General features: G+C 72.0%; 16 protein-coding genes. 8 read left to right on the forward strand and 8 right to left on the reverse strand.

Features of this window, described 5'->3' with window-relative positions:
- Window positions 1–3: 3 nt before the first annotated feature.
- The 8 genes from tssL to ACESM1_RS21975 all read left to right on the forward strand — a co-directional run bounded on the left by tssL (window position 4) and on the right by ACESM1_RS21975 (window position 10,428).
- Window positions 4–1,344 carry a type VI secretion system protein TssL, long form gene (gene tssL, locus ACESM1_RS21940; RefSeq protein WP_372623345.1) on the forward strand — a complete coding sequence of 447 codons (1,341 nt, stop codon included), beginning with the start codon at window positions 4–6 and terminating at the stop codon, window positions 1,342–1,344.
- On the forward strand, window positions 1,341–4,883 hold the full coding sequence (tssM, locus tag ACESM1_RS21945; protein WP_372623346.1) for a type VI secretion system membrane subunit TssM: 3,543 nt from the start codon (window positions 1,341–1,343) through the stop codon (window positions 4,881–4,883). The genes tssL and tssM overlap by 4 nt, the downstream gene beginning before the upstream one ends.
- Window positions 4,880–5,527 carry a type VI secretion system-associated protein TagF gene (gene tagF, locus ACESM1_RS21950; RefSeq protein WP_372623347.1) on the forward strand — a complete coding sequence of 216 codons (648 nt, stop codon included), beginning with the start codon at window positions 4,880–4,882 and terminating at the stop codon, window positions 5,525–5,527. Before tssM ends, tagF begins: the two co-directional genes overlap by 4 nt.
- The gene (locus ACESM1_RS21955; RefSeq protein ID WP_372623348.1) at window positions 5,524–6,315 is read left to right on the forward strand and encodes a PP2C family protein-serine/threonine phosphatase; all 792 of its coding nucleotides are present in this window, start codon (window positions 5,524–5,526) and stop codon (window positions 6,313–6,315) included. Before tagF ends, ACESM1_RS21955 begins: the two co-directional genes overlap by 4 nt.
- Complete coding sequence (locus tag ACESM1_RS21960) at window positions 6,312–7,427, forward strand: DUF2169 domain-containing protein (RefSeq protein WP_372623349.1); 1,116 nt, start codon at window positions 6,312–6,314, stop codon at window positions 7,425–7,427. Before ACESM1_RS21955 ends, ACESM1_RS21960 begins: the two co-directional genes overlap by 4 nt.
- Entirely contained in the window at window positions 7,321–8,454 is a 1,134-nt protein-coding gene (locus ACESM1_RS21965; protein ID WP_372623371.1) for a hypothetical protein, read from the forward strand. The genes ACESM1_RS21960 and ACESM1_RS21965 overlap by 107 nt, the downstream gene beginning before the upstream one ends.
- Window positions 8,454–9,482 (forward strand): DUF4150 domain-containing protein, encoded by a 1,029-nt coding sequence (locus tag ACESM1_RS21970; protein WP_372623350.1) that lies wholly within the window; start codon window positions 8,454–8,456, stop codon window positions 9,480–9,482. Before ACESM1_RS21965 ends, ACESM1_RS21970 begins: the two co-directional genes overlap by 1 nt.
- A gap of 88 nt (window positions 9,483–9,570) precedes the next feature.
- Window positions 9,571–10,428, forward strand: coding sequence for a hypothetical protein (locus tag ACESM1_RS21975; RefSeq protein ID WP_372623351.1), 858 nt, complete (start codon window positions 9,571–9,573; stop codon window positions 10,426–10,428).
- Window positions 10,429–10,464: 36 nt separating this feature from the next.
- On the opposite strand, the gene ACESM1_RS21980 is transcribed toward ACESM1_RS21975, so the two are convergent.
- The 8 genes from ACESM1_RS21980 to ACESM1_RS22015 form a co-directional block, all read right to left on the reverse strand.
- Window positions 10,465–11,715: a TIGR02270 family protein gene (locus ACESM1_RS21980; RefSeq protein WP_372623352.1), complete on the reverse strand. Its 1,251-nt coding sequence runs from the start codon at window positions 11,713–11,715 to the stop codon at window positions 10,465–10,467.
- Complete coding sequence (locus ACESM1_RS21985; RefSeq protein WP_372623353.1) at window positions 11,715–12,176, reverse strand: DUF6484 domain-containing protein; 462 nt, start codon at window positions 12,174–12,176, stop codon at window positions 11,715–11,717. Before ACESM1_RS21985 ends, ACESM1_RS21980 begins: the two co-directional genes overlap by 1 nt.
- Window positions 12,177–12,187: 11 nt before the next feature.
- Window positions 12,188–14,347 carry a type VI secretion system Vgr family protein gene (locus tag ACESM1_RS21990; protein ID WP_372623354.1) on the reverse strand — a complete coding sequence of 720 codons (2,160 nt, stop codon included), beginning with the start codon at window positions 14,345–14,347 and terminating at the stop codon, window positions 12,188–12,190.
- 27 nt (window positions 14,348–14,374) lie between these two features.
- Entirely contained in the window at window positions 14,375–14,860 is a 486-nt protein-coding gene (locus ACESM1_RS21995; protein ID WP_372623355.1) for a hypothetical protein, read from the reverse strand.
- Window positions 14,839–15,657, reverse strand: a complete 819-nt coding sequence (locus ACESM1_RS22000; protein ID WP_372623356.1) for a M15 family metallopeptidase — start codon at window positions 15,655–15,657, stop codon at window positions 14,839–14,841. The genes ACESM1_RS21995 and ACESM1_RS22000 overlap by 22 nt, the downstream gene beginning before the upstream one ends.
- A gap of 725 nt (window positions 15,658–16,382) precedes the next feature.
- Window positions 16,383–17,483, reverse strand: a complete 1,101-nt coding sequence (locus ACESM1_RS22005) for a hypothetical protein (RefSeq protein ID WP_372623357.1) — start codon at window positions 17,481–17,483, stop codon at window positions 16,383–16,385.
- A gap of 41 nt (window positions 17,484–17,524) precedes the next feature.
- A complete protein-coding gene (locus tag ACESM1_RS22010) occupies window positions 17,525–18,163 on the reverse strand; it encodes an OmpA family protein (RefSeq protein ID WP_372623358.1) in 639 nt (212 codons plus the stop codon).
- 191 nt (window positions 18,164–18,354) lie between these two features.
- Window positions 18,355–21,402 (reverse strand): CHAT domain-containing protein, encoded by a 3,048-nt coding sequence (locus ACESM1_RS22015; protein WP_372623359.1) that lies wholly within the window; start codon window positions 21,400–21,402, stop codon window positions 18,355–18,357.
- Between the last annotated feature and the right edge of the window lie 28 nt (window positions 21,403–21,430).

Consider the following 21,430-nt stretch of genomic DNA (forward strand, 5'->3'; position numbering starts at 1 on the left):
GGCATGGGCTCAGACGACGACCCGTTCGGCCTGGCGGACAGCGAGCGCACGCAGATCGCGCGCCCGCTGCCCGGTGGCCGGCCGGCAGGCGCGAGCAGGCCCGCACCCGAAGCACGCCCGGCATCGCCGCTGCGCGCCGCAGGCAGCATCGCCGCGGTCTCCGGCACGCCGGGCCGCGGGCCGCTGGTGGAGTGCGCCTTCGGCCTGCTCTCGCTGGCGCCGCTGTTGCGCGCACGCACGCCGCCGGCACCGCCCGAGCACCTCCGCTCGCAGCTCGAGGCGGAATTGCAGTCCTTCGCGGACCGCGCGCAGGCGCGCGGCGTGGACACGCGGCTGGTTGCACTGGGGCACTATGCGCTGTGCGCCTTCCTGGATGACGTGATCCTCAACACGCCCTGGGGCGCGCATGGGATCTGGCGCGCGAACAGCCTGGCCGGCGCGCTGCACCATGACGCCGCCGCGGGCGAGCACTTCTTCGCCTATCTCGACCAGGCGAAGCGGCAGCCGGAGCGCAGCCGGCCGGCCTTGGAGCTGATGGCCGCCTGCCTCGCGCTCGGCTTCGAGGGCGCCTACCGGCTGGAGCCGCAGGGACAGGCGACGCTGCGCCAGCTCCGTGCCGAGGTACTGGACACGCTGCGGCGCCTGGACGGGGTGGAGGAGCAGGAGCTCTCGCCGCATTGGCGCGGGGTTGAGGCCGCGCATGTGCCGATCACCCGCCGCATCCCGCTCTGGGTCTATGCGACCGGCGTGCTGGGCGTGCTCGTGCTCGTCTATGCCGGGCTGGCCATGCGTCTGGGCAGCGAGACCGCGCAGCTCGATGCGGTAGTGGCGGCGCTGCCGCCCGCCGGACCCGTCGGCATCGTGCGGCAGGCGCCGGTCACCGCGCAGCCCGTGGCAGTGCAGGTGCCGCGCGCCGCTGCGCTGGCGCCGCGGATCCGGGAATGCCTGCCGGCGGCTGCGCAGCGCGATGCGGAGGCGGTGGTGGAGAACCTGCAGGGCGTGCGCGTGCGCCTGCCGAATGCGGGCCTCTTCGCCTCGGGCAGTGCGCAGCTGCAATCCGCGGTCGCGCCGCTCGTCGCCTGCATTGCGGAGGTGCTGAAGGAGGCGGAGGGACGCATCGCGATCGTCGGCCACACGGACAACGTGCCGATCCGCACCGCGCGCTTCCCGAGCAACTGGGAACTCTCCCGCGCGCGCGCCGAGGCGGTGGCGGCGGTGGCGCGGCCGGTCCTCGGCCAGCGCATCCAGGTGACGGGCCGTGCGGATGCGGACCCCGCGGCCTCCAACGCGACCGAGGATGGGCGGGCCCGCAACCGCCGCGTGGAGATCCTGCTGCTGCGATGAGCGCGCTCCGTTCCCTCCTGTCCGTGCTGCGCGCCAGGTGGTTCTGGAGCCTGGTCGGCGCGGTCGTGCTCTCGCTGCTGGTGTGGTTCTTCGGCGACCTCGTGGCGGTCGGCGAGACACGTCCCCTCGGCACGCCGGTGGCCCGGCTCGTGGTGATCCTGTGCATCGCGGTCGTATGGGGCGCATGGAACCTGCTGGCGCAGGCCCGCGCGCGGCGCTCCAACGAGAAGCTGGTGGCGGCGCTGGCGGAGCCGGCCGCGAGGAGGGCGCCCGGCTCCGAGGAGGTCGCGGAGCTCGACCGCCGCTTCCTCGCGGCGCTCGACCAGCTCAGGCACCGCCGGCTCGGCGGGCGCGGCGGGCGGCGCTGGCTCTACCAGTTGCCCTGGTACGTGATGATCGGGCCGCCCGCTTCGGGCAAGACAACGGCGCTGGCACAATCCGGCCTCAGCCTGCGCGCCGGCCAGATCCAGGAACTGCGCGGCGTCGGTGGCACCCGCTACTGCGACTGGGTGTTCACCGACGAGGCGGTGCTGATCGACACCGCCGGCCGCTACACCACGCAGGAGAGCGATCCGGAGGCCGACAAGGCCGCCTGGCTCGGCTTCCTGGACCTGCTGCGAGAGCGGCGGCCGCGCCAGCCGCTGAACGGCGTCCTCGTCGCGATCTCCACGCGCGACCTGCTGCAGGCCGGGGGCGTTGACCACGCCGCGCGCATCCGCGCGCGGCTGGACGAGATCGAGGGGCGGCTGGGCCTGCGCCTGCCGGTCTACCTGCTGGTCACCAAGGCCGACCTGATCGCCGGCTTCGAGCCATTCTTCGCGGATCTCGGCGAGGCGGAGCGCGAGCAGGTCTGGGGCCACAGCTTCGCGCGTCAGCCCGGCCACACCGAGCCACCTTCGGCGCCTGCGCTGCGGGACGCGCTGGCCGGCCTGGTGGCCCGGCTGGACCGGCGGCTGCCGCGGCGCCTGGCAGCGGAGCAGGACCTCGCACGGCGCGCGCAGGTCTTCGGCTTCCCTGCACAAGTCGCGAGCCTGTCGGACGAGATCGTGCGCTTCGCCGAGCGTTGCTTCCGCGCCTCCACCTACGAGCGCGGTGCATGGTTGCGCGGCGTCTACCTGACCAGCGGCACGCAGACGGGCACGCCGGTGGACCGGCTGATGGCGACCATCGCGCGCAGCATCGGCAGCGCGGTGCCGGCACCCTCCGCCGCCAGCGGCGACCGCAGCTTCTTCCTGCGCCGCCTGCTGGAAGGCGTGGTGTTCGGCGAAGCGAGCCTGGCCGGCCGTGACCTGGCGCGCGACACGCGTGACCGGCTGGTGCGCGGCGTGGCGCTCGCCTCCCTTGCGGTGATCGCCTTGGCGACGCTTGGCGCCTGGACCTGGAGTTACGCCGGCAACCGCGATCGTCACGAGCGCCTGGCGGGCGAGCTGGAGGCCTGGGGGCGACAGGCGCGGCCCTTCGCGCATACGCGGCTGACCAGCGCCGATGCCGACTTCACCGCCGTGCTGCCGCTGCTCGACCGGCTGGGCGACATCTCCCAGCGCCTGGCGCGGGCCGATCCGCTGGCGCTGCGCATGGGCCTCTCCCAGCGCGCCACGGCGGAGGCACAGCTCGGCATCGCCTATCGCAACGCGCTGTCGCGGATGCTGCTGCCGCGGCTTGCACTCACCACCGAAGCCGGGCTGCGCAGGCACCTGCAGGAGCCCGACGCGCTGGTGGAGGAGCTGAAGACATATCTCTCGCTTGTCGGCCGCGCCCCGGTGGAGCCGCAACTGCTGGAGGAGCTCTACGCGCTCGAGGCGGAGGCGCGCGCGCCTCCCCTCGTCGCCTCCGCACGCCGGCACGTCGCGGCGCTCGCGGCCATCCTGCCGGGGCTGGAGCAGTCGGAACGGCCGGCGCCCGACCAGCCGCTCGTGGCCGAGGCGCAGGCCGTGCTGGCGCGCATGCCGCTCGCGCAGCGTGCCTACCGGATGCTGGTGTCGAGCCCGGCCGTCGCGGCGCTGCCGGGATGGCGCGTGACGGATGTCGCGGGGCCGAGCGCGCCGCTGGCGCTGACCAGGCGCTCCGGCCAGCCGCTGGGCGCGGAGATCCCTGCCGTCTTCACCTATGACGGCTTCCACCAGCTCGTCCTGCCGTCGCTCGACGAGGTCGCACGCGCCGCCTACGCCGAATACTGGGTGCTGAGCGGGCGCGGCACGCCGGACGCGTCGGAAGCCGATATCCGCAAGCTGAAATCCGACATGCTGCAGCTCCACTATACGCACGCCGTGGCGGCATGGGATGCCCTGCTGAAGGACGTCACCGTCGCGCCGATGGGCACGCTCGAGCGTGCGGTGGAGGTGACGCGGGCGCTCTCCGGTCCGAACTCACCACTGAAGCTGCTGCTGGCAGCGGTGCTGCGCGAGACGTCGCTGACCGTGCCGCCGCAGGCCGCGCAGCCACCCGCCGAGGGCACGGCGACCGCGGCGCTGCGCGCGGCGGCGCAGAGCGCGACCAGCCGGGTGGACCGGCTCTCCCGCCTTGTCCGGCCGGGCGGCGCCGCAGCGGCGGCCACGGAGACGCCCGGCGCACCGGTGGAGGCGCGCTTCGCCCATCTGCGGCCGCTGGTCGAGGGCGCGAGCGGCGGGCCGCCGCTGCTCGACGAGGTGGCCGCCGCCTTCGGTGCGGCGCATGCGAAGCTCGCGGAGGCGCAGGCCTCGCCCAACCCGGCCGAGGCCTTCGCGCGCATGGGGACGACCTGGGCGCAGCAGCTTGCCGCCACCGCGCAGCGCATGCCGGAACCATTGCAGCAGATGCTGGCATCGGCGCCGGGGAGCGCCGCGGGCATTGCACGCTCGGGCGCGCTGCAGCAGCTCAATGCGGTGTGGCGCACGGATGTGCTGCAGTTCTGCCGCGCGGCGATCGGCGGGCGCTTTCCCTTCTCGCCGGGCAGCCCCGCCGATGCGAATACCGAGGACGTGGCCCGGCTGTTCGGGCCGAACGGGCTGATCGACGGCTTCGTGAAGGGACCGCTGGCGAATTTCGTGGACACCACGCGGCCGCAATGGCGCGACAGCCAGGGCATCGGGTTGAGCGGCGGCGCATTGCAGCAGCTGGCGCGCGCGCGCCGCATCACCTCCGCGCTGTTCGCCAGCGGAGCGGGGCCGAAGGCCTCCTTCAGCATGACGCCGCTCGCCCTGAGCGGCAACGCGGCCTCCGCCACGCTGGCCGTGGACGGGCAGGAACTGCGCTACGCGCATGGGCCGGGGCGCCCCGTCGCCTTCGTCTGGCCCGCGCCATCGGGAGCGAACATCGTGCGGCTGAGCTTCGCACCGAGCGGCGGAGGGCCCCCGCTGACGGTGCTGCGCGAAGGTCCCTGGGCGCTCTTCCGGCTGCTGCACGAGAGCGGCCGCTTCGCGCGCACCGACCAGCCCGACCTCTTCGTGGTGGAGCTGGCCGCCGGCGGCTACGCGCTCAGCCTGCGGCTGCGCGCGGCCAGCGTGGAGAACCCCTTCAACCTCAGCCTGTTCGCAGGCTTCGCCTGCCCGGAGGGGTTGTGATCGCGCCCGGAGTCTTCGGCAAGCTGCCGTCGCAGGGCGACTTCCTGCTGCGCGGGCTGCCGGCGAGCTTCGCCGATCCCTGGCATGCCTGGCTGGTCCGCGGCCTGGCGACGGCGCGCGAGGCGCTCGCGGCGCGGTTCGAGCCGGCCTACATGGCCGCGCCAGTCTGGCGCTTCGCGCTGCCGCCCGCCGCCTGTGGCCCGGATCCGGCCGCCGGAGTCATGCTGCCCAGCGTGGATGCCGCTGGCCGGCTGTTCCCGCTGACCATCGCCGCCATCGGCGTGGCGTTCGGGCCCGCCGAGGCGACCGCCGCCGCCCTGCCGTGGTTCGAGGCGCTGGAGCAGGCCGGCCGCGACGCCCTGGCCGGTGATCCCAACACCGATGCCTGGATGGCCGGGGTGGCGGCGCTGGCGCCGCCGCCATCGCCCGCACCGTTAAACTGCGCGCATGTGCCGCGGTCGTCGGAGGGCGCTTTGCAGCCGGCCGTCCTGCCGGTGCTGGCCGCCTTCGGCGCGGCGCACGCCGTGCTGCTGTGGTGCGAGGGCTCGCCCTTCGTCCGCGCCTGCGCGCTGGTGGCGCCGGCGCTTCCGGAGGGCGCCTGCTTCGTGCGCCTGCTGTCCGATCCGGCGGAGGCGGCGCAATGACGGGGATGTGGTCCGTCGCGTGCGCCGCGGTCAGCCATGCCGGCCATGTGCGGCGCGTGAACGAGGATGCCTGGCTGGCGCGCCCCGAGGCGGGCCTTTTCGCCGTGGCCGACGGCATGGGCGGCCACCAGCGCGGCGACATCGCCAGTCGAATGGTGATCGACGCCCTGGCGACGCTGCCGCCTGCACCCGATGCGCGGACCATGCGCGACCGTGTCGAGACCTCGCTCGCAGCGGTGAACCGCGCGCTGCAGCAGACGGGCGGCGGTGCGGGCGGCGTCTCGGGCAGCACGGTGGTGGTGCTGTTGATGTGCGGGCGGCACTTCGCCGTGCTCTGGGCTGGCGACAGCCGCGCCTATCGCGCCGGGCCGGATGGCTTTGCGCAGGTCACGCGCGATCACAGCCTGGTGCAGGAGCTGGTGGACCGCGGCGCGCTGACGCGCGAGGCGGCCCGCGGCCATCCGATGTCGAGCCGGATCACCCGCGCGGTCGGCGTGGCGCCGGAACTGGTGCTGGAAGGGGTACAGGGCGAGCTGCGGGCCGGCGATGCCTTCCTGCTGTGCAGCGACGGGCTGACGCGCCATGTGGCGGATGCGGAGATCCGCTCCGCGCTCGAGGCACTGCCGCCGGAGGCGGCGGCCGAACGCCTGCTGGAACTGACGTTGGCGCGCGGCGCGACGGACAACGTGACGGTGCTGGTGCTGCACATCCGACCCGGCGACGGCACCGGTGCCGAGCCGGGCGGTGACGAGGATGCGACCGTCGTGCTGCGCGAGGGGATGCCATGAACCTGCTGAATGCCACGGCCATGCAGGCGGCCTGGACGATGGGCGTGGATCCTTCGGGGCGCGAGCATGTGGTCGTCGTCGCCAAGGGCACCTTCCTGATCCCCGATGACGGCGGCCCGGCCGTGCTCGCGCCGAAGGAGCGGCAGGTGCCGCTGGTGATGGCGGACACCTTCACCGGCGAGCCGGGCTTCTCCGCCCCGGTGCACGAGGCCGAGTTCGCCTGGGCCAAGCCGCGCTGCGACGTGCTGGTGAACGGCACGGCCCATGCGCCGGAGGGAAGGCCGGCGGAGCGGGTGCGCGTCGGCGTGAAGCTCGGCGCCTGGCAGAAGGTGTTCGACGTGGTCGGCGACCGGGAGTGGATCCAGCGCGGCGCGACGCCGGCGCCCTCGGCGCCGATGCCCTTCCTCGCCATGCCGGTGACCTATGACCGCGCCTTCGGCGGCGTGGACGACACGGATCCGGAGAATGCCAGCGCCTACATGCGCAACCCCGTCGGCCGCGGCTACGGCGCGCCGCGCTCGGCGGAGCGGCTGCTGGGCCGCCCGGTGCCGAACACGGAGGATCCGCGAGATCCGGTGCTGCTGCCCTGGGGCGAGTATGCGCCGATGAGCTTCGGGCCGGTGGCACGCGGCTGGCAGCCACGCCTCGCACTGGCCGGCACGTATGACCAGCGCTGGCTGGACGAGGTGTTCCCCTTCCTGCCGACCGACTTCGACGTGCGGCACTTCCAGGCGGCGCCGGAGGACCAGCAGATCGACGAGCCGAAGGCGGAGGAAGAGGTGGTGCTGCTGAACTTGGCGCCTGCTGGGCGCGTGCGCTTCCGCCTGCCGAGGGAGCTGGAGGTGCCGGTGGCGTTCTTCCCGGGGCGCGGGGAGGTGGAGCATCGGCGGGCGGTGCTGGATACGGTGCTGATCGAGCTGGAAAAGGGCGTGCTCTGCCTGGTGTGGCGCTGTGTGCGGCCGCTGCAGCGCAGCGTATTTGAGCTGGAGGAGGTTCTGGTCGGCCGTGGTACTCCCGCCTGGTGGCACGCGCGGGACATCGGCAAGCCCTACTACCCCGGCCTCGGCGCGCTCCTGTGGACCCGGGCGCATCCCGAGGAGGCCGACACGTGAGGGTAGCGCATTGAGGATCCTCGGCTGCGGCATGGCGACTGCGGTCGGCCTCACGGCTCCGGCGAGCTGCGCGGCCATCCGCGGGCGGATCGACGGCTTCAGGGACACTGCCTTCATCGCCGCGGGCGGACAGTGGATCGTGGGCGCGGAGGTGCCGCTCGAGCAGACCGTTCGCGGCACTGCGCGCCTGGCCCACCTAGCGGCGGGACCGCTGCGGGAGTGCCTTGGCCTCGTGCCCGCGGTTAGGCCGGAGGACATCCCCGTTCTCCTCTGCCTCGCCGAGGAGGAGCGTCCCGGCCGCCCTGCCGGACCGGACATGTCAATCTTGCTCCACGCCGCAGGCCTGCTGGGCGTGACGTTCCATCCGGAATCCCGGGCCGTCGCTGCGGGGCGCGTCGGCGGCGTGGTCGCGCTGCACCATGCGAGGCACCTGATCGAGCACGGCCGCGTGCGGCACGTGATCGTCGCCGGTGCCGACAGCTACCTCTCCGCCGCCACGCTCCAGGCATACGAGGAGGACGAACGGATCCTCACCGGCGACATCACGGACGGCTTCATCCCGGGCGAGGCGGGCGGCGCCCTCCTGCTCGGTCCGGCGGATGCCCGCGGCAACGGCCTCGCCGTGCTCGGCATCGGATTCGCGCGGGAGACGGCCACAATCCTGTCAGGCGATCCGCTGCGGGCGGACGGCCTGACGAAGGCCGTATCCGATGCCCTTGCGGAAGCAGGCCTCGCCATCCACGACCTGGACTACCGGATCACCGACGTCAGCGGCGAGCAATACGCCTTCAAGGAGGCGTCTCTGGTGCTCTCCCGCCTGTTGCGCCGACGCAAGGAGGAGTTCGACATCTGGCATCCCGCGGACTGCATCGGCGAAGTCGGGGCGGCGGCCATGCCTTGCATGCTGGGCGTGACGCTCGCTGCCGCGCGCAAGGGCTATGCACCTGGTCCGGGCATTCTCTGCCACCTTGCGAATGACGATGGCCGCCGTGCCGCCGTGGTGCTGCGGGCGGAGGCGGAGAGCTGATGGGGAACAGCGTCTTCGCCAACCGGCGGGAGATCGCCTGCAAGTCGGGTGCCGGCAAGGTCATCGCCGCGTTTCCCGACGTCTGTTTCACGCCACCGCAAACCCCGGCAACGCCGCCTGGCGTGCCCGTTCCCTACCCGAGCAACAGCAGGTCATCCGCCACAGCAAAGGGCAGCCGGTCCGTCCGGATCGACCGGAAGGAGGTGATGCTCAGGAACATCTCCTTCTACAAGAAATGCAATGGCGACGAAGCAGGCTGCGCCCCGAAGAAGGGGCTGATCACCAGTTCCAACACGTCAAAGACCTACTTCCGCGCCTGGTCCATGAACATCAAGATCGAGGGGGAGAACGTCGTCCGCCATCTCGATCTGACCACGTCGAACCACCGGAGCGAGGTGGGGAACGCCTCGGTCCCGATGATCGACACAGAGCGAATGGGCTTCACCGACCTGCCCAAATGCAAGGGTGTCGACAAGAAGTTCGAACTCGTACCCTACAAGAGCCATGATCCAGGGCCTCCGAAGGCGAAGAAGAAGACGCTAACCTGTGGCCGGGCGACTCCGCCGATGACCGGCCACCATCTGATACCCGGCCGCTGTATGCGGACGCGCACCCGCGGAAGCCGGGGCAGGAAGCTCAAGAACCCAACCTATCCCAAGGGCTGCTCGCACGACAGCGCGCCCTGCGTCTGCGTGGATAACGAGAACCAGCACGATGGGCTGCATCGCGACTGCCACGCCGTGTTTGACCCGATTGAGCACAAGCTGGCGCAGAAGCCCCCGAAAGGGCAGATAACCTATCGGCAGGCGCGCAACGCCGCCGCGAAGTCGGCTGCCGGCATCAATGGCGGGAAGCAGCCGACCAAGAGGCAATTAGATTGCATCAAGGCGCAGCTCGATAATTACTACAAGAACTGCCTCAAGGGCAAGAATGGGAAGGTGGATATGGATGCAAAGCTGAATGCACAGCAGGATGCCGCCGGTCTCGTTCTGCCCAACTATAAATCCGTCCCAAGCAAATCTATGTAACGCCGCTCAACGGAGGTTATACATGGGAGCCCGACCAAAGCGCAGGAAGCGGAAACCCGAAGCTCAATACTTCACAGGCGTTGCTGTGATGGGACCTCATGAGGCCGCTTTCACCGGCCAGCTCTACAGCCTGGAAGATAGCAATGACCGCCGGACCGGGGTGCCGACAGTGCACAACGGCGAATGGGCATCGTACGGTGTACTCTCTGGCATTCTCCACGCGATTCGCTTCACAGAGGATCCGGAGCGGCAGCTTCTCCTGCTCGCACGGGCGCATGGCCTGTACCGTATCTCGAAGAAGGGAATATCGTTTGAAGACATCGGCAAGGATGACGAAGGGTTCCTGATGGATCTCCGGCGGATCGGCGCCCGCTGGTACGCGGTGGGCGGCCATCACCACGTTTATCGGGAGGAAGCCACCGGCTGGCAGCGCTTCGACCAGGGCGTCCACATTCCCGACGAGCCCGGAGAGGCCAGGATCCTGCTCAGCATCGACGGCGTGGCGGAGGACGACATCTACGCGGTCGGCTTCAACGGCGTGATCCTGCATCACGACGGAAGCGCTTGGGCGGAACTCGAATCGCCGACCAATGTCGGCCTGCAACGCGTGCTCTGCGTCAGCCGCGACGAGGTCTATATCTGCGGCTATGGCAATGCGCTCTACCGCGGCAACCGCACTGGCTGGCAGGCCCTGACGGCACCCGATGAGAACGTCGTCTATTGGGATATGGCGCGGTTCCATGGCAGGATCTATGTCTGCACCAAGCAGAGACTGTTCGTCCTGAACGGCGACAGGCTCGACGAGGTAGACATCCCGGTGGAAGGGCCGTTGGGCTTCTATCGTCTCGACGCGAGCGACACCGAGCTCTGGAGTTGCGGCAACGAGTGCGTCTTGCGGTTCGACGGGACGACTTGGACGCAGTACGTCTGGCCGGATAATGCCTGACAGGAGCACGACACGTAGCTTCCCGGCAGGGCGGGCCTATCGCGGCCGTGCCCTGGATCGCCCCCGCCAGACCGGCAGCGGGCCGGCCGCGCCGCCGAGCTTCGCCTCCAGGCACGCGGCCCGGCGCTGCGGCTGGTAACCCTCGGCACGCGTCCTCGCGCGGTTCTCGGCATCGATAAGTTGGCCGCAGAGGTAGCGTTGGTCGGGGCGGAACCCTCCCTGCCTGTCGGCCCACCAGGCGCCAATGCGCGCCGGGTCCGGCCATGGAAGATCCTCGTCCGGATCGGGCGCCACCTCCTCATCCGTGGGATCATCGTTCGGCCCCGTGAGGACACCCGGGAGCGGCTCACCCTCGAGGTCCTCATAGGAAAGATCAGCGCCCGTGATCATCGAGAATGCCTCGCCCGCCACGCGCGCCAGGTCGGCATCCGCCATGCGGGCAATGAGCCAGGGCACTGCGGACGGTGCGCCGAGATGGCCCAGCGCCACCACAGTTGCGCGGCGCTGGGCGACGTCGCCGCTCATCGCGCGGACGAACCGCGCCCCGTGTTCCATGCCCATCGCGCGGACCGCGACTTCCAGCGCCTGCCAGCGGCGCGGACCCTCGGCGAGCGCCACCGCCTCGAGGGCACGCAGCGCGTCGCCGCGGTCCCCGAGAAGCACGGCGGACCAGCCCGCCCAGAAGTGCGCCTCCGGATCGGGATCCCCGAGGTGCTGAAGGCAGGTCTCCCGATACTCCGGCCTTCCCAACTCGCCTGCGAGACGGAGCGCACGGGCGCGGAGGAGCGCATCCCTGTCACGCGTGTATGCCGCATATCCAGGGCCGGGCTCGGCGCGGTGGACCGAGCAGGCACACACCGCGAGGTAGCGCTCGGCTGCATGAGGCGAGGCATGCCACGCCTGAACGGAGGGGGCCAGCAGGCCGGGCGGGCACCAGGCAATGGCGCCGACCAGGCCGCGCCGCGCCTCAGGCACTGCCGTCAGCGCAGCCAGTGGCTCGATGCGGCCCATGTCGCGTGATTCCAGCGCGAGGATCGCGGCCGCGAACGACTCGCCCGCCTCGGATCGGGCCTCGCGTTGCGCCGCGGCAATCCGCCACCCTGCTTCCCCCGCGACGCGCAACCCGTCCAGATGCGCCTCGAGCCGCTCGTCCAGCCGCACCAAATACTGCGCGCTGTAGTGCGGCGCCTCGACCGCGGCGTCACGCTGCGTCCAGAGGAAGGCCGCCCCTTCCGCGTGCTGCTCGACGATGTGCTCCAGGACCGGAGGTTCGGGGAGAGGCGGCATCAATTCAGGTGGACGGAGGCGCCCCTGATCCGGTTCGTGCCGCTCGACCAGCTCGAGATATAGGCGCCACGAATCAGGACTTTTCCGGCTCGGGTCAGGGTGATGCTCGCCGTGCCGCAGCGGAGCACGATTTCCTGCTCGGCCCGCAACTCCAGGCGGTCGCCGCGATCACGCACCACCTCCACTGCCTGCCTCCGTGCCGGTCGGCCCCGCGGGGCGGGCGGCGCCTCGGCAGGGCGCAGCAGGCGGCCAATGACGAGCGGCCTAGCCGGATCACCGCCCTCGAAGAGCAGCGCCACCTCGCCGCCCACATCCGCCGCCGACAGCGCGGCGGTGCTGCGTGCCTCCACGGCCTCCTCCCGCCGGTTGCCGGGGAAGACCACCAGCGGCTCGCCCGCGTCGCCGAAGCCGAGGAGGACACCGATCACGACACCTTCCAGCCGACCGACCTCGCTGTGCATACGTGTCTTCCTCAGCTGTTCTGAAGGATCTTGCGACCCTTCTGCGTGATGTTTCCACCGGCCTTCTGGTCGATCTTGCCCGATCCGTCGACCAGAACGTTCTTCCCCTTGATCGTGATGTCGCCGTTCTTCTTCATGACGATCATCGCGTTGCCCGTCTTGATCGTGATCTCGTCGCCGGCCGTGATCACGATGGCCTTGCCGACCGAGACCGACTGCCCCTTGCCGACCGAGACGATCTGGTCGTTGCCGACCGAGACGGACTGGGCCATTGCAACATCCAGGCTGTCATTGCCGCCAATCGAGGCGGTCCGGTCCCTGCCGACTGCCCAGCTGTCGTTCCGCCCGACCTGGTGCGCCTGCGTCGCGCCGACCGTCACGTTGCGCGCCGCGCCGATCGTCATCTGCTGGGCGACGCCGATGCTGCGCGCCTCGTTCAGCACCACCGTGTCCACGCGGCTTGCTCCCACGGTGACCGTCTGGTTGGATCCGACCGTGACGCTCTGATTGGCGCCCACCGTCACGCCCTCGTCCACGCCGACGCTGCGCGTGCGGTTGTTGCCGACGGAGAGCGTCTCGTCGTGGCCCACCGATTCCGTGCGGTCCACGTCGATGGTGATGGTCTCGTTGTGGTGGACCGTCTCCGTCTTGTCGTTCTCGACGACGATGGCCTCGTCCTTCTGGGCGTGCAGATAGACCTGCTCGCTGCCCTTCCTGTCCTCGAAGCGCAGCTCGTTGGAGCCGCCGCCGCCCTTGGAGCTGTTGCTCTTGATGCCGGACTGCGTGGCGTTGCCGGGCAGGTCGAAGGGCACGGTGCGGGCGGCGTTGTAGACGCGGCCGGTGATGATGGGCTGGTCGGGGTCGCCCTCCAGGAAATCCACGATCACTTCCTGGCCGATGCGGGGGATGTGGATCGCGCCGAAGCCGGCGCCGGCCCAGGCCTGGCTCACCCGCACCCAGCAGGAGCTGTCCGCGTCGGACTTGCCCTCCCGGTCCCAGTGGAACTGGACTTTCACGCGGCCATGCGCATCGGTGTAGATCTCCTCGCCGGACGGGCCGGTGACGATCGCCGTCTGCGGCCCATGCACGAAGGGGCGCGGCGTGCGGTGCGCGGGGCGGAAGGGCAGGCGCGTGTCGATCGCCTCCAGCGTGCAGCGATAGGGTTCCCCCTCAGTGCCGGGCAGGGAGCGTTGCGATTCCACTTCCAGCATGGTCTCGACGGCCAGGATGAGGTGCTCCGCATTCTGGTCGCTGCGCGGGAAATCGCGCAGCTTGAAGCGGTGGCCGCAGGCGAGGCCGGACGCATTCCCCGTGGCGAGGATGCGGCGCCGGTCCGCGCGCAGCGCCTCCAGCATCACCTGCGCGCGCGCATCGCCGGCATCGGTGGCGACGAATCCGCCCGGATAGTCATAGGCCTCCAGGTCGTCGCGCGCGTGGCAGGCAGAGGCCTGGCCCGCCGCTTCCAGCGGACGCGCCGGCTGCTTGAAGTCGAAGCTGCGCAGCGCGGTGCGCGCGGTGCGGGCGCGCGCGATGATGTCCCAGCGGTCCAGGTGGTCACGCTCCCGCTGCGCGGGATCGTCGGGCGGGTAGAAGGGAACGGTGTCGTACCCCGTGCGCGTGGGGCAGCTCGCCGGGTCGTCCACCAACACCATCTCGTGCCTGCCACGGGAATGCTCGAAGAAGAAGAACACCCCTTCCTCCTCCAGCAGGCGGGAGACGAAGTTCAGGTCGCTCTCGCGGTACTGCACGCAGAAGTCGCGCTCGATATAGTTTCCCGTCAGGCGGTCGCGCAGTTCCCCGCCATGCCCCGCGACCACGCGCTTCACGATCTCGACCGCGTTCATGCGCTGGAAGATGCGGCAGTCCGTGCGGCGGTCCAGGAACCAGAGCCAGGGAACGAGCACCAGGTCGTAGCGCGCCTGCTCCTCCATCGCGCCGCCATAGGTGACGTCGGCAATCAGGCCGTGGATGTGCCGCGGTCCGCCGGTGCCCTCCAGTTCCACGGTGGCGCCGGTGCCGAGGAGGGCCTCGAGATCCAGGTCGTGGGAGGGACCGAGCAGCGTGAGGTCGTAGCGGAAGGGTTGGCTCACCTCCTCGCGGCCGGTCAACCGCCGGAGCACGAGCGGCTGGGAGGTCTCGAGGGTGAGCCGCGCCTCGCGTTGCTTCGCCACGCCTGGCCTATCCTTCCTGCCGTCGCATCAGTCCATCTGCCCGGCGAGGCGTTCGGCCAAGGCGGCGTAGTGGCGCGCGGAGGCCTCGTTGCCGTTGCGGCGGAACTGCTCGCTTGCCTCGCGCGCGGCCACGCTCGCCGTGCGGAAGGCCTCGATGATCTGGTTGCGGTCGTCGGTGTCCAGCAGCCTCCCTTCGGCGAAGCGTCCGGCCATGTAGCCGCCCGCGACCTCGATCACGCCGAGCGCCGGGCGGCCCTGCGACATCTCGCCGAGGAAGAGCGCGGCGAGCTGCCCGCCCTGGAGGATGCGGAGCACGCCGCGGCCATCCGCGCGCATGCCGGGGCAGGCGCCGATCCACTGCCCCGCATGGCCTTGCCAGTCCGCGGGCATCTCGAAGCGGCAGCCGGTGCGCCGATCCACCGTCTCCGCCGCCCAGGTCGCGGAGGCGGGCGCCAGCAGCGCCGGCAGCAGCAGCGCCGCGCGCAGCGTCGTCACGAGAGTGCGGCGCGCCATCGCGTCACCAGCTTCTGGCTGCCTTCGAAATGCATGGCGTCCTCGGTCTGGAAAGCCGCGCCCCAGTACCAGCCATGCCGATTGAAGATCGGCGCGATGAGGGTGAGGCCGAACTGCACGCGGTTGTCGCCGCGCGCGTCCAGCACGCCGTGCAGCTTCAGGTCGATCGCGGTGCCCCACGAATGGTTGGAGATCGCGCGCGTCGAGCCGCGCTGGAAGCGGCAGCACAGCATCCCGGCGGTTCCGATGAAGGGATAGAGGTCGGGGAAGGCGGTCTGGACGTCGCGGAACACGGCGCGCAGGCTTTCCACCGCCGGGGCGAGGCCGGTGACGCGCACCGGGCCGGCCTGGCCCGTCACCATGTTCCGCGAGAGGCCCTGGTTGGTGACGCCCTGGCAGTCCTGGCCGTAGGACTCGCGCGGGTTGCCGAACAACTCGAGCATCAGGCGGTTCGAGACCGCGCGCAGGCCGATGTTGACGGTGCCCTCCGGCGGTCGTGGCACGAGGACCAGGCTCGGTTCGCCGGCGAGCCGCGGCGGCAGGCCGTTCGGCGCAGTGCCGTTCGGCAGCGCGGAGAGGCGACGCCATGTCGGTCCGCCCGGCGCGATGACGCCGTCGGGGTGGCGCAGGAAGGATTGCTGGAACCCGACGATCGCGGCGATGGTCCGCGGGCCGCAGATGCCGTCCGCGGGACCCGGCGGGAAGCCGTGGGCCCGCAGCTGCGTCTGCACCAGGCGGACATCGGCGGCCAGGTTGCGGCCGCCGCGGCCGACAGTACCGGCGATCTTCTGGGCCATGCAGTGCCTTCTGCCCAATGGCCGCCTTGCGGAAGAGGGCGGCCTGGTCCGACGCTCACCAGATGTCATCTTAGAATACTGTATGCTGGACCGCGTCGCCACGGGATTCGCCCAGGCGGCCTTGGCGAAGCCCCGGGGAGGCCGCGGGATGCAACTGCTGTTCGCAACGCCGACCGCCGGCGGCATCGTGAAGGCGCGCTTCGCGCATACGCTGTTCGAGGCAGCAATGGCGGTGCGAGACGCCGGCTGGCGACCGCAATTCGCCAGCCTGGACGGCAGCGACGTCACCGCCGCCCGCAACCACTTCGCGAACCTGGTCCTGCGCCAGCCCGGGTTCACGCACCTCGTGATGATCGACAGCGACATGGCGTGCGACGGCGAGGTGATCCTGCGGCTGCTGCGCGCCGGCAGGCCGGTGGTCGGCGCCGCCTATGCGAAGCGGCGGCTTGATCTCGATGCCCTCGCGCGGGCGGCGCGGGGCGCGGAGCGATCGTTGGCGGAGATCACTGCGCTGGCGCTGCGCTACAACCTGAGCCTGGAGTCCGGCACTTCCGTGCAGGTCACCAACGGCATGTGTCGTGTCGAGCGGATGGCGCTGGGATGCGCGGCCATCCGGCGGGACGCGTTGGAGGGGCTGGTTGCCGCCGGTCTTGCACCGGCGCGGTCTGACGCGGTGCTGCAGTCGCTCGGGCTCGAAGGGCCGTTCCATGACTTCTTCGGCCAGGTCACGCTGCCGGGCGGCGGGCGGCTCTCGGAGGACTACTCCTTCTGCCATCGCTGGCGCAGCGTGCCGGGGAACGAGATCTGGGCGCTGGTGGATGCCCAGGTCGGTCATGTCGGCGAGATGGTCTTCGGCGCGCCCTATCTGGACCGGCTGCGCCAGGGCGAGGCGTGACGGCGCCGCGCCGCGGTGCGGCTGCGGGCTGCGGCGCGGGCTGCGACGGCGTCGCCTCGCGCGGCCAGTCTGTGGGCATGCCGGCGAGGAAGGCGGCACGCATTCGCGCCACACGCTCCGCCGGCAGGCCGAGCGTGGCATCGTCGAACAGGCGCGGGTCGGGCGTATGCGCCAGATAGGCTTGCATCTCGTTCATCGCCAGGTCGTCAGTGGCGGCTTCGTAGCCCTCCTGCGCGAGGAAGCGTCGCCAGGCCGCGCGTTCCTCCTCCGTCAGCGCCTCCGCCCAGAAGCGCCGGACATGCGCGGCGTAGTCGGGATTGGAGAAATAGGCCGCGTGCGACAGCTCGTGCCGCAGGATCGCCGCCCGCAGCGCGGCATCCACCGGCGCGGCGGCGCCGGGGACGGAAACCACCACGGCGTTGCTGCCCGGCCGGTCCAGCCCTTCCCGGCGCATCAGATCGCGCAGCGCCTGCTCTTCGGGCGTCAGCCTCACGCCACCTTCGCGGGCCAGGGCGAAGAAGCGGCGGAGGTCGGCAGCGCGGTAGTCGTGGCCGAAATACCAGTCCGCCGCCGTCGCGCCTGCGGCCTCGATCGCCGCAGCGAGTTCGGCATCGTCCAGCAGGCGGTCGCGCGGCAGCCCGGCCTTCTCCACCAGCGCGGCCAGCCGGTTCAGCATGCGGCCCTGCGCCTCGAGCGTGCCGAAGCTCAGCACCAGCACCTCGGGGTTGGCGGCGAGGCGGAAGACGCGCAGCCCCCTGCCCGCATCGGCCAGGATCTCCTGCTCGGTGGCGAGCGGCGCACGTGGTTCGGGCGGCGGTGTCGGCTCCCACGGCGCCCATCGGCCGAGCAGGCCGGCGACAGCCAGCACGAGCAGCACCGCGAGGATCCACGGGCGCAGCACCCAGCGCAGACTTGCCTGCCGTGGCGCCATGGCGGGGCGGCGCCTCCATCGCTACCGCGAGGCCGGATGCCTCAGCCGCTGATGTTCACGACCTGCACGCGCCTGTTGCGCGCATTGGCGGTGTTGTCGGGGGTCCGCACCAGCAGGTCTTCCTCGCCCATCCCCACCGCCTCGATACGCGAGGTCTCCACGCCGTAGCGCGTCGTCAGGTAGTCCATGACAGCCGCCGCGCGGCGCTCGGACAGGCGCTGGTTGTACTCGGTGGGCCCGACCGTGTCCGTATGCCCGGCGATGCGAAAGCGGTCGGGCGCCAGCCTCGGGTCGTTCAGCGCGCGGCCGAGCTCGTCGAGGACGCGCATCGCCTGCGGGGTCAACTCGGCCGAGTTGGTGTGGAACTGGACATTCAGGTTGATCATCGGGCGCTCCGCGGACTGGGCGCCGGCGGTGCCGGGCGGCGGCTGCGCGCCGGCCGCAGCGGTTCCGGCCGCAGCACCGGTGCCGGCGCGGGGCTGCGGCGCGGCCGTCGTGCCGGGGTCGGTGAGCCGGGGGCGCCGGATGCCGCGGCCGGCGTCATCCTCGCGCGCGGCGCCGCGGTAGAGCTGGTTGATCATGTCCTCCGCGGTGGGCGTACGCTGCGCCGAGGCGACACCAGGAACGATGCAAGCGGCGGCGAGCGCGCCGGCGGCAAGAAGGGGCAAGAGGCGGAGCATGGCCTGATCTCCCGCTGAAGTGGCCAGGATGGAACCGCCGTAGGGCGGCATCGCCCGGGGCGTGAAGCAGTCTGCTCTGCAGACAATCGGAGCGAGCATCGCCGTGAACGCACGTGAACGCAGAATGCGCCAGCCGGCGTCGGCGCGTCGCTGCCGCCACCAGCATTCGAAGACAGCGACCGCACCGCGCTTCAGCCCGCATCCGCCCCGGCGGCGTCGCTGCGCGCCGCTGCGCCCGTCGTGCGTGGACCGTCGCCGATCAGCGCGAAGCCGGCCCAGTAGAACGGATGGGCGAAACCCGCGGGCAGCCTGCGCCCGACCTCGTCCAGGATGCCGAGCTGCGCACCGCGCAATGCCACCGCGGCGTCCTGCCCCTCGCGCGCGTGGCGGCGCAGCGTGTCGGCGACGGTCAGCGCGGCGATGGCGTCCGACACCGGCCAGTGCGTCACCATCAGCCCGCGCGCGCCGGCGAAGAAGAAGGCGCGCGACAGGCCGGAGAGCGCCTCGCCCCCGCTGCCGGCGCCGCCGACGATGGTGCCGGTGTTGCAGGCCGAGAGGATGACGAGGTCGGCATCCAGCTTCAGGTCGAGCACCTCGCTCGCCTCGATGAAGGCGGCCGAGGCGTCCGCCGCGTTGCGCGGCGGGGAGGCGATGACGGCCGGCTCCTCCAGGCAGCTCAGCTCGCCGGGCAGCAGCGCATGCGTCGCCAGATGGACGATGCGGTAGCGGTCGAGCCCGGCGTTGCGCAGGCTGGCGGCGGTGAAGGCCTGGCCGAGCGTCACCGCGCCCGGCGGCGCGCCGACCATCGCGCGCGCCGCCTGCAGCTCCGCGCGCGTGCCCGGCAGCGGCGCCAGGTTGGCGGCCATGCGCACGTCGTCGCGGCAGCGCCCCTCGGGGAAGCTGCGCGCGAGCTGCGGCAGAGTGGGCATCACCGGGTCGCCGAAGCCGACATAGGCGAGTGGCGCACGCGATGCCCCGGCGCGCGTGCGCAGCATCACCAGCGTCTGCGTGGACGGCATGTGGACGATGGCGTGGCGGCGGATCAGCCAGTCCGCGTCGCGCAAACCGGTCGGCTCCGCCGGCGCGGCCAGCAGCAGGCCGAAGGGGATGGACAGCAACGGTCCGTCCGGCACCACCACCAGCGTCGCCACGCCGTCCAGCGCCGGGGCGAGCGGCGCGAGCAGCGCGCGGTGCAAGGCGTGCGCCGCGGCGGCATCGAAGGTGCCGGGCCCGGAGCCGTCGGGCGGCGTGATCCCGGCGCGGATCCGTTCCACCAGGCGCTGCGCCTCCGCCTCCGGCAGCGCGACGCGGCGCGCCAGCGCGGTGCCGTCCCCGCGCAGCGCGAAGGCATAGCCGTGCTCGCTGCCAATCAGCATCGTCACCAGGGCCTCGCGCGGGGCGAGCGCGGAACGCGCGGCGGCGGCCGGCGCCACGGCCTGCAGGAGCTGGCGGTAGCCTGGGGCCGCCGCTTCCGCCTCGCTCTCCGCCTCGGCGCGCGCCACCTGCGCAGCGCGGATCCGCTCGTCCAGCGGCGCGGTGTCGCGCGGATCGGCCGCATCGCGCTGTTCGAGCAGGGCGCGCAGCTCACGGTCGGCGTCCTGCAGCCGGCGGACCGCGGCGGCGACGCGCGGGTTGCCTTGGGCGGCGCCGAGGCGTGCCGCCGCCTGCGCCACCAGGCGCGTGGTCTGCGGCCGCTGCGCGATCTGCGCCGCCTCGAACATCTCCGCATACAGCGCCGCGGCCCCGGCCGGGTCGCCCCTCGCCTCCTGGTCCAGCGCGTCGAGATAGGGCAGCACCTGATCGACCGGCAGGCCGATCTGCCGTTCGCGCAGGATCCGCGCGCCGGCACGGAAGCGCTCCAGCGCCTCGGCCCGCCGGCCGGTGGCGTTCAGCCGTGCGCCGGCGAGGAACAGCGTCGCCGCTTCCGGCCGCTCGCCCGGCAGCGCCTGCGCGAAGCGTTGCGCCGAGGCGCCGAAGAGCTGCGCCGCATCCGCCTCGCGCCCGAGCTCGGCGGTGGAGCCGCCCTGGCTGCGCAGGCTGCGGCCGAACAGAACGCCAGGCTGCAGCCCGGCGGACTGCAACAGCGTGCGCGAGGACTCGGCCAGCGCGGCGCCCTCCGCGGGACGGCCGGCATGGGTCAGCGCCACCCCGCGGGCCCGCCGCGCCTCCGCGATGCCGACCAGGGCGGAGAGCGTGGTGGGATCGAGCATCAGCCCGTCCGTCAGGTCGTCCGCGCCGATGCGGCCGGCGCGCAGGGCGCTGTCCACCGGGGCGGCGCCGGCATAGCCGCGCTCGGCCTGCTCCAGCAGCGCGGCCGCCTCGCGGTGCTGGCCGGCGTTGAGGGCGTGCAGCCCGCGATAGTGCAACAGCCGCGGCTGCGCCGTGGGGTCCGCCGCGCGCGGCGCCAGGGTGGCGGCGCGCGCGAAGAGCGGCTCCGCCTGCGCGTGGCGGCCCTGGTTCGACAGGTTCAGCGCCAGGTGCATGAGCGGCGTGGCGACGTTCGGGTCGTCCGGGCCGAGCACGCGTTCCTGGATGCGCAGTGCGCCTCGATAGGCGTCCTCGGCGGCGGCGAAGTTCTCCGCCTGGTTCAGCTCGCGCCCCAGCGCCATGAGCTGTTCGTAGCGTCCGACATCGGCGCTGCCGAAGGCCTGCGCGGAGAGTTGTGCGGCAACCAGCGTCAGCGCAGCGGAGCGCGCGCCGGTCGCTGAGGCCGGGCCGATGCGTCCCTGCGCCACGCGCTCGATCGCCGGCAGGGCGGCGGGCAGGCCGTCGGCCAGCACGATGCCTTGCGCCCCCTGGGTGACGAGGGCGAGATGCGGCCAGCCGCCATTCCGGCGTGTGCAGGGCAGCAGGCGGGCCGGTGCGCCGTCGGACAGCGTGGTCGGCACGGGCTGTCCGCACACCACGCGCCGCTCCAGCCAGCTTCGCCACACGCCGCCGGTGGCGATGGCGTCAAGCGCCGCCGGCGTGGCGCCTTCGCGCAGTTCCACCACGCGGGCGGCGGGCTGCGTCCAGCCGCCGCAGAAGATCACCCGGGTCTGCAGCACGGGGCGTTCGGTGGGCGGCGTGTGGCCAGGTTGCACGAGACATTCCGCGTTCACCGCGTCGCGGCCGGCGGATATCGGCTCCCCGATCGCGGCGGCGCCACCCGCGAAGTAGGCATCCGGCGGCGGCGTCGTGCAGCTGGCGGCGAGCAGTGCGAGCAGGCCCGCGGCGCCATGCAGGGGCGGGCGCCGCATGGCCCTGGCGTTCTCCGTGGTGCTGGCG

Origin of the sequence: Falsiroseomonas sp. (assembly GCF_041690465.1) — a bacterium.
Classification (GTDB): Bacteria; Pseudomonadota; Alphaproteobacteria; order Acetobacterales; family Acetobacteraceae; genus Falsiroseomonas.

Bases quoted from the DNA above. Each gene is read 5' to 3' on its own strand.
- ACESM1_RS21980 (WP_372623352.1), bottom strand. From the start codon at position 11,715: ATGCCGCCTCTCCCCGAACCTCCGGTCCTGGAGCACATCGTCGAGCAG.
- ACESM1_RS21970 (WP_372623350.1), top strand. From the start codon at position 8,454: ATGGGGAACAGCGTCTTCGCCAACCGGCGGGAGATCGCCTGCAAGTCG.
- ACESM1_RS22010 (WP_372623358.1), bottom strand. From the start codon at position 18,163: ATGCTCCGCCTCTTGCCCCTTCTTGCCGCCGGCGCGCTCGCCGCCGCT.
- ACESM1_RS21955 (WP_372623348.1), top strand. From the start codon at position 5,524: ATGACGGGGATGTGGTCCGTCGCGTGCGCCGCGGTCAGCCATGCCGGC.
- ACESM1_RS22015 (WP_372623359.1), bottom strand. From the start codon at position 21,402: ATGCGGCGCCCGCCCCTGCATGGCGCCGCGGGCCTGCTCGCACTGCTC.
- ACESM1_RS21975 (WP_372623351.1), top strand. From the start codon at position 9,571: ATGGGACCTCATGAGGCCGCTTTCACCGGCCAGCTCTACAGCCTGGAA.
- tssM (WP_372623346.1), top strand. From the start codon at position 1,341: ATGAGCGCGCTCCGTTCCCTCCTGTCCGTGCTGCGCGCCAGGTGGTTC.
- tssL (WP_372623345.1), top strand. From the start codon at position 4: ATGGGCTCAGACGACGACCCGTTCGGCCTGGCGGACAGCGAGCGCACG.
- ACESM1_RS21985 (WP_372623353.1), bottom strand. From the start codon at position 12,176: ATGCACAGCGAGGTCGGTCGGCTGGAAGGTGTCGTGATCGGTGTCCTC.
- ACESM1_RS21960 (WP_372623349.1), top strand. From the start codon at position 6,312: ATGAACCTGCTGAATGCCACGGCCATGCAGGCGGCCTGGACGATGGGC.
- ACESM1_RS22000 (WP_372623356.1), bottom strand. From the start codon at position 15,657: ATGGCCCAGAAGATCGCCGGTACTGTCGGCCGCGGCGGCCGCAACCTG.
- ACESM1_RS22005 (WP_372623357.1), bottom strand. From the start codon at position 17,483: ATGGCGCCACGGCAGGCAAGTCTGCGCTGGGTGCTGCGCCCGTGGATC.
- ACESM1_RS21995 (WP_372623355.1), bottom strand. From the start codon at position 14,860: ATGGCGCGCCGCACTCTCGTGACGACGCTGCGCGCGGCGCTGCTGCTG.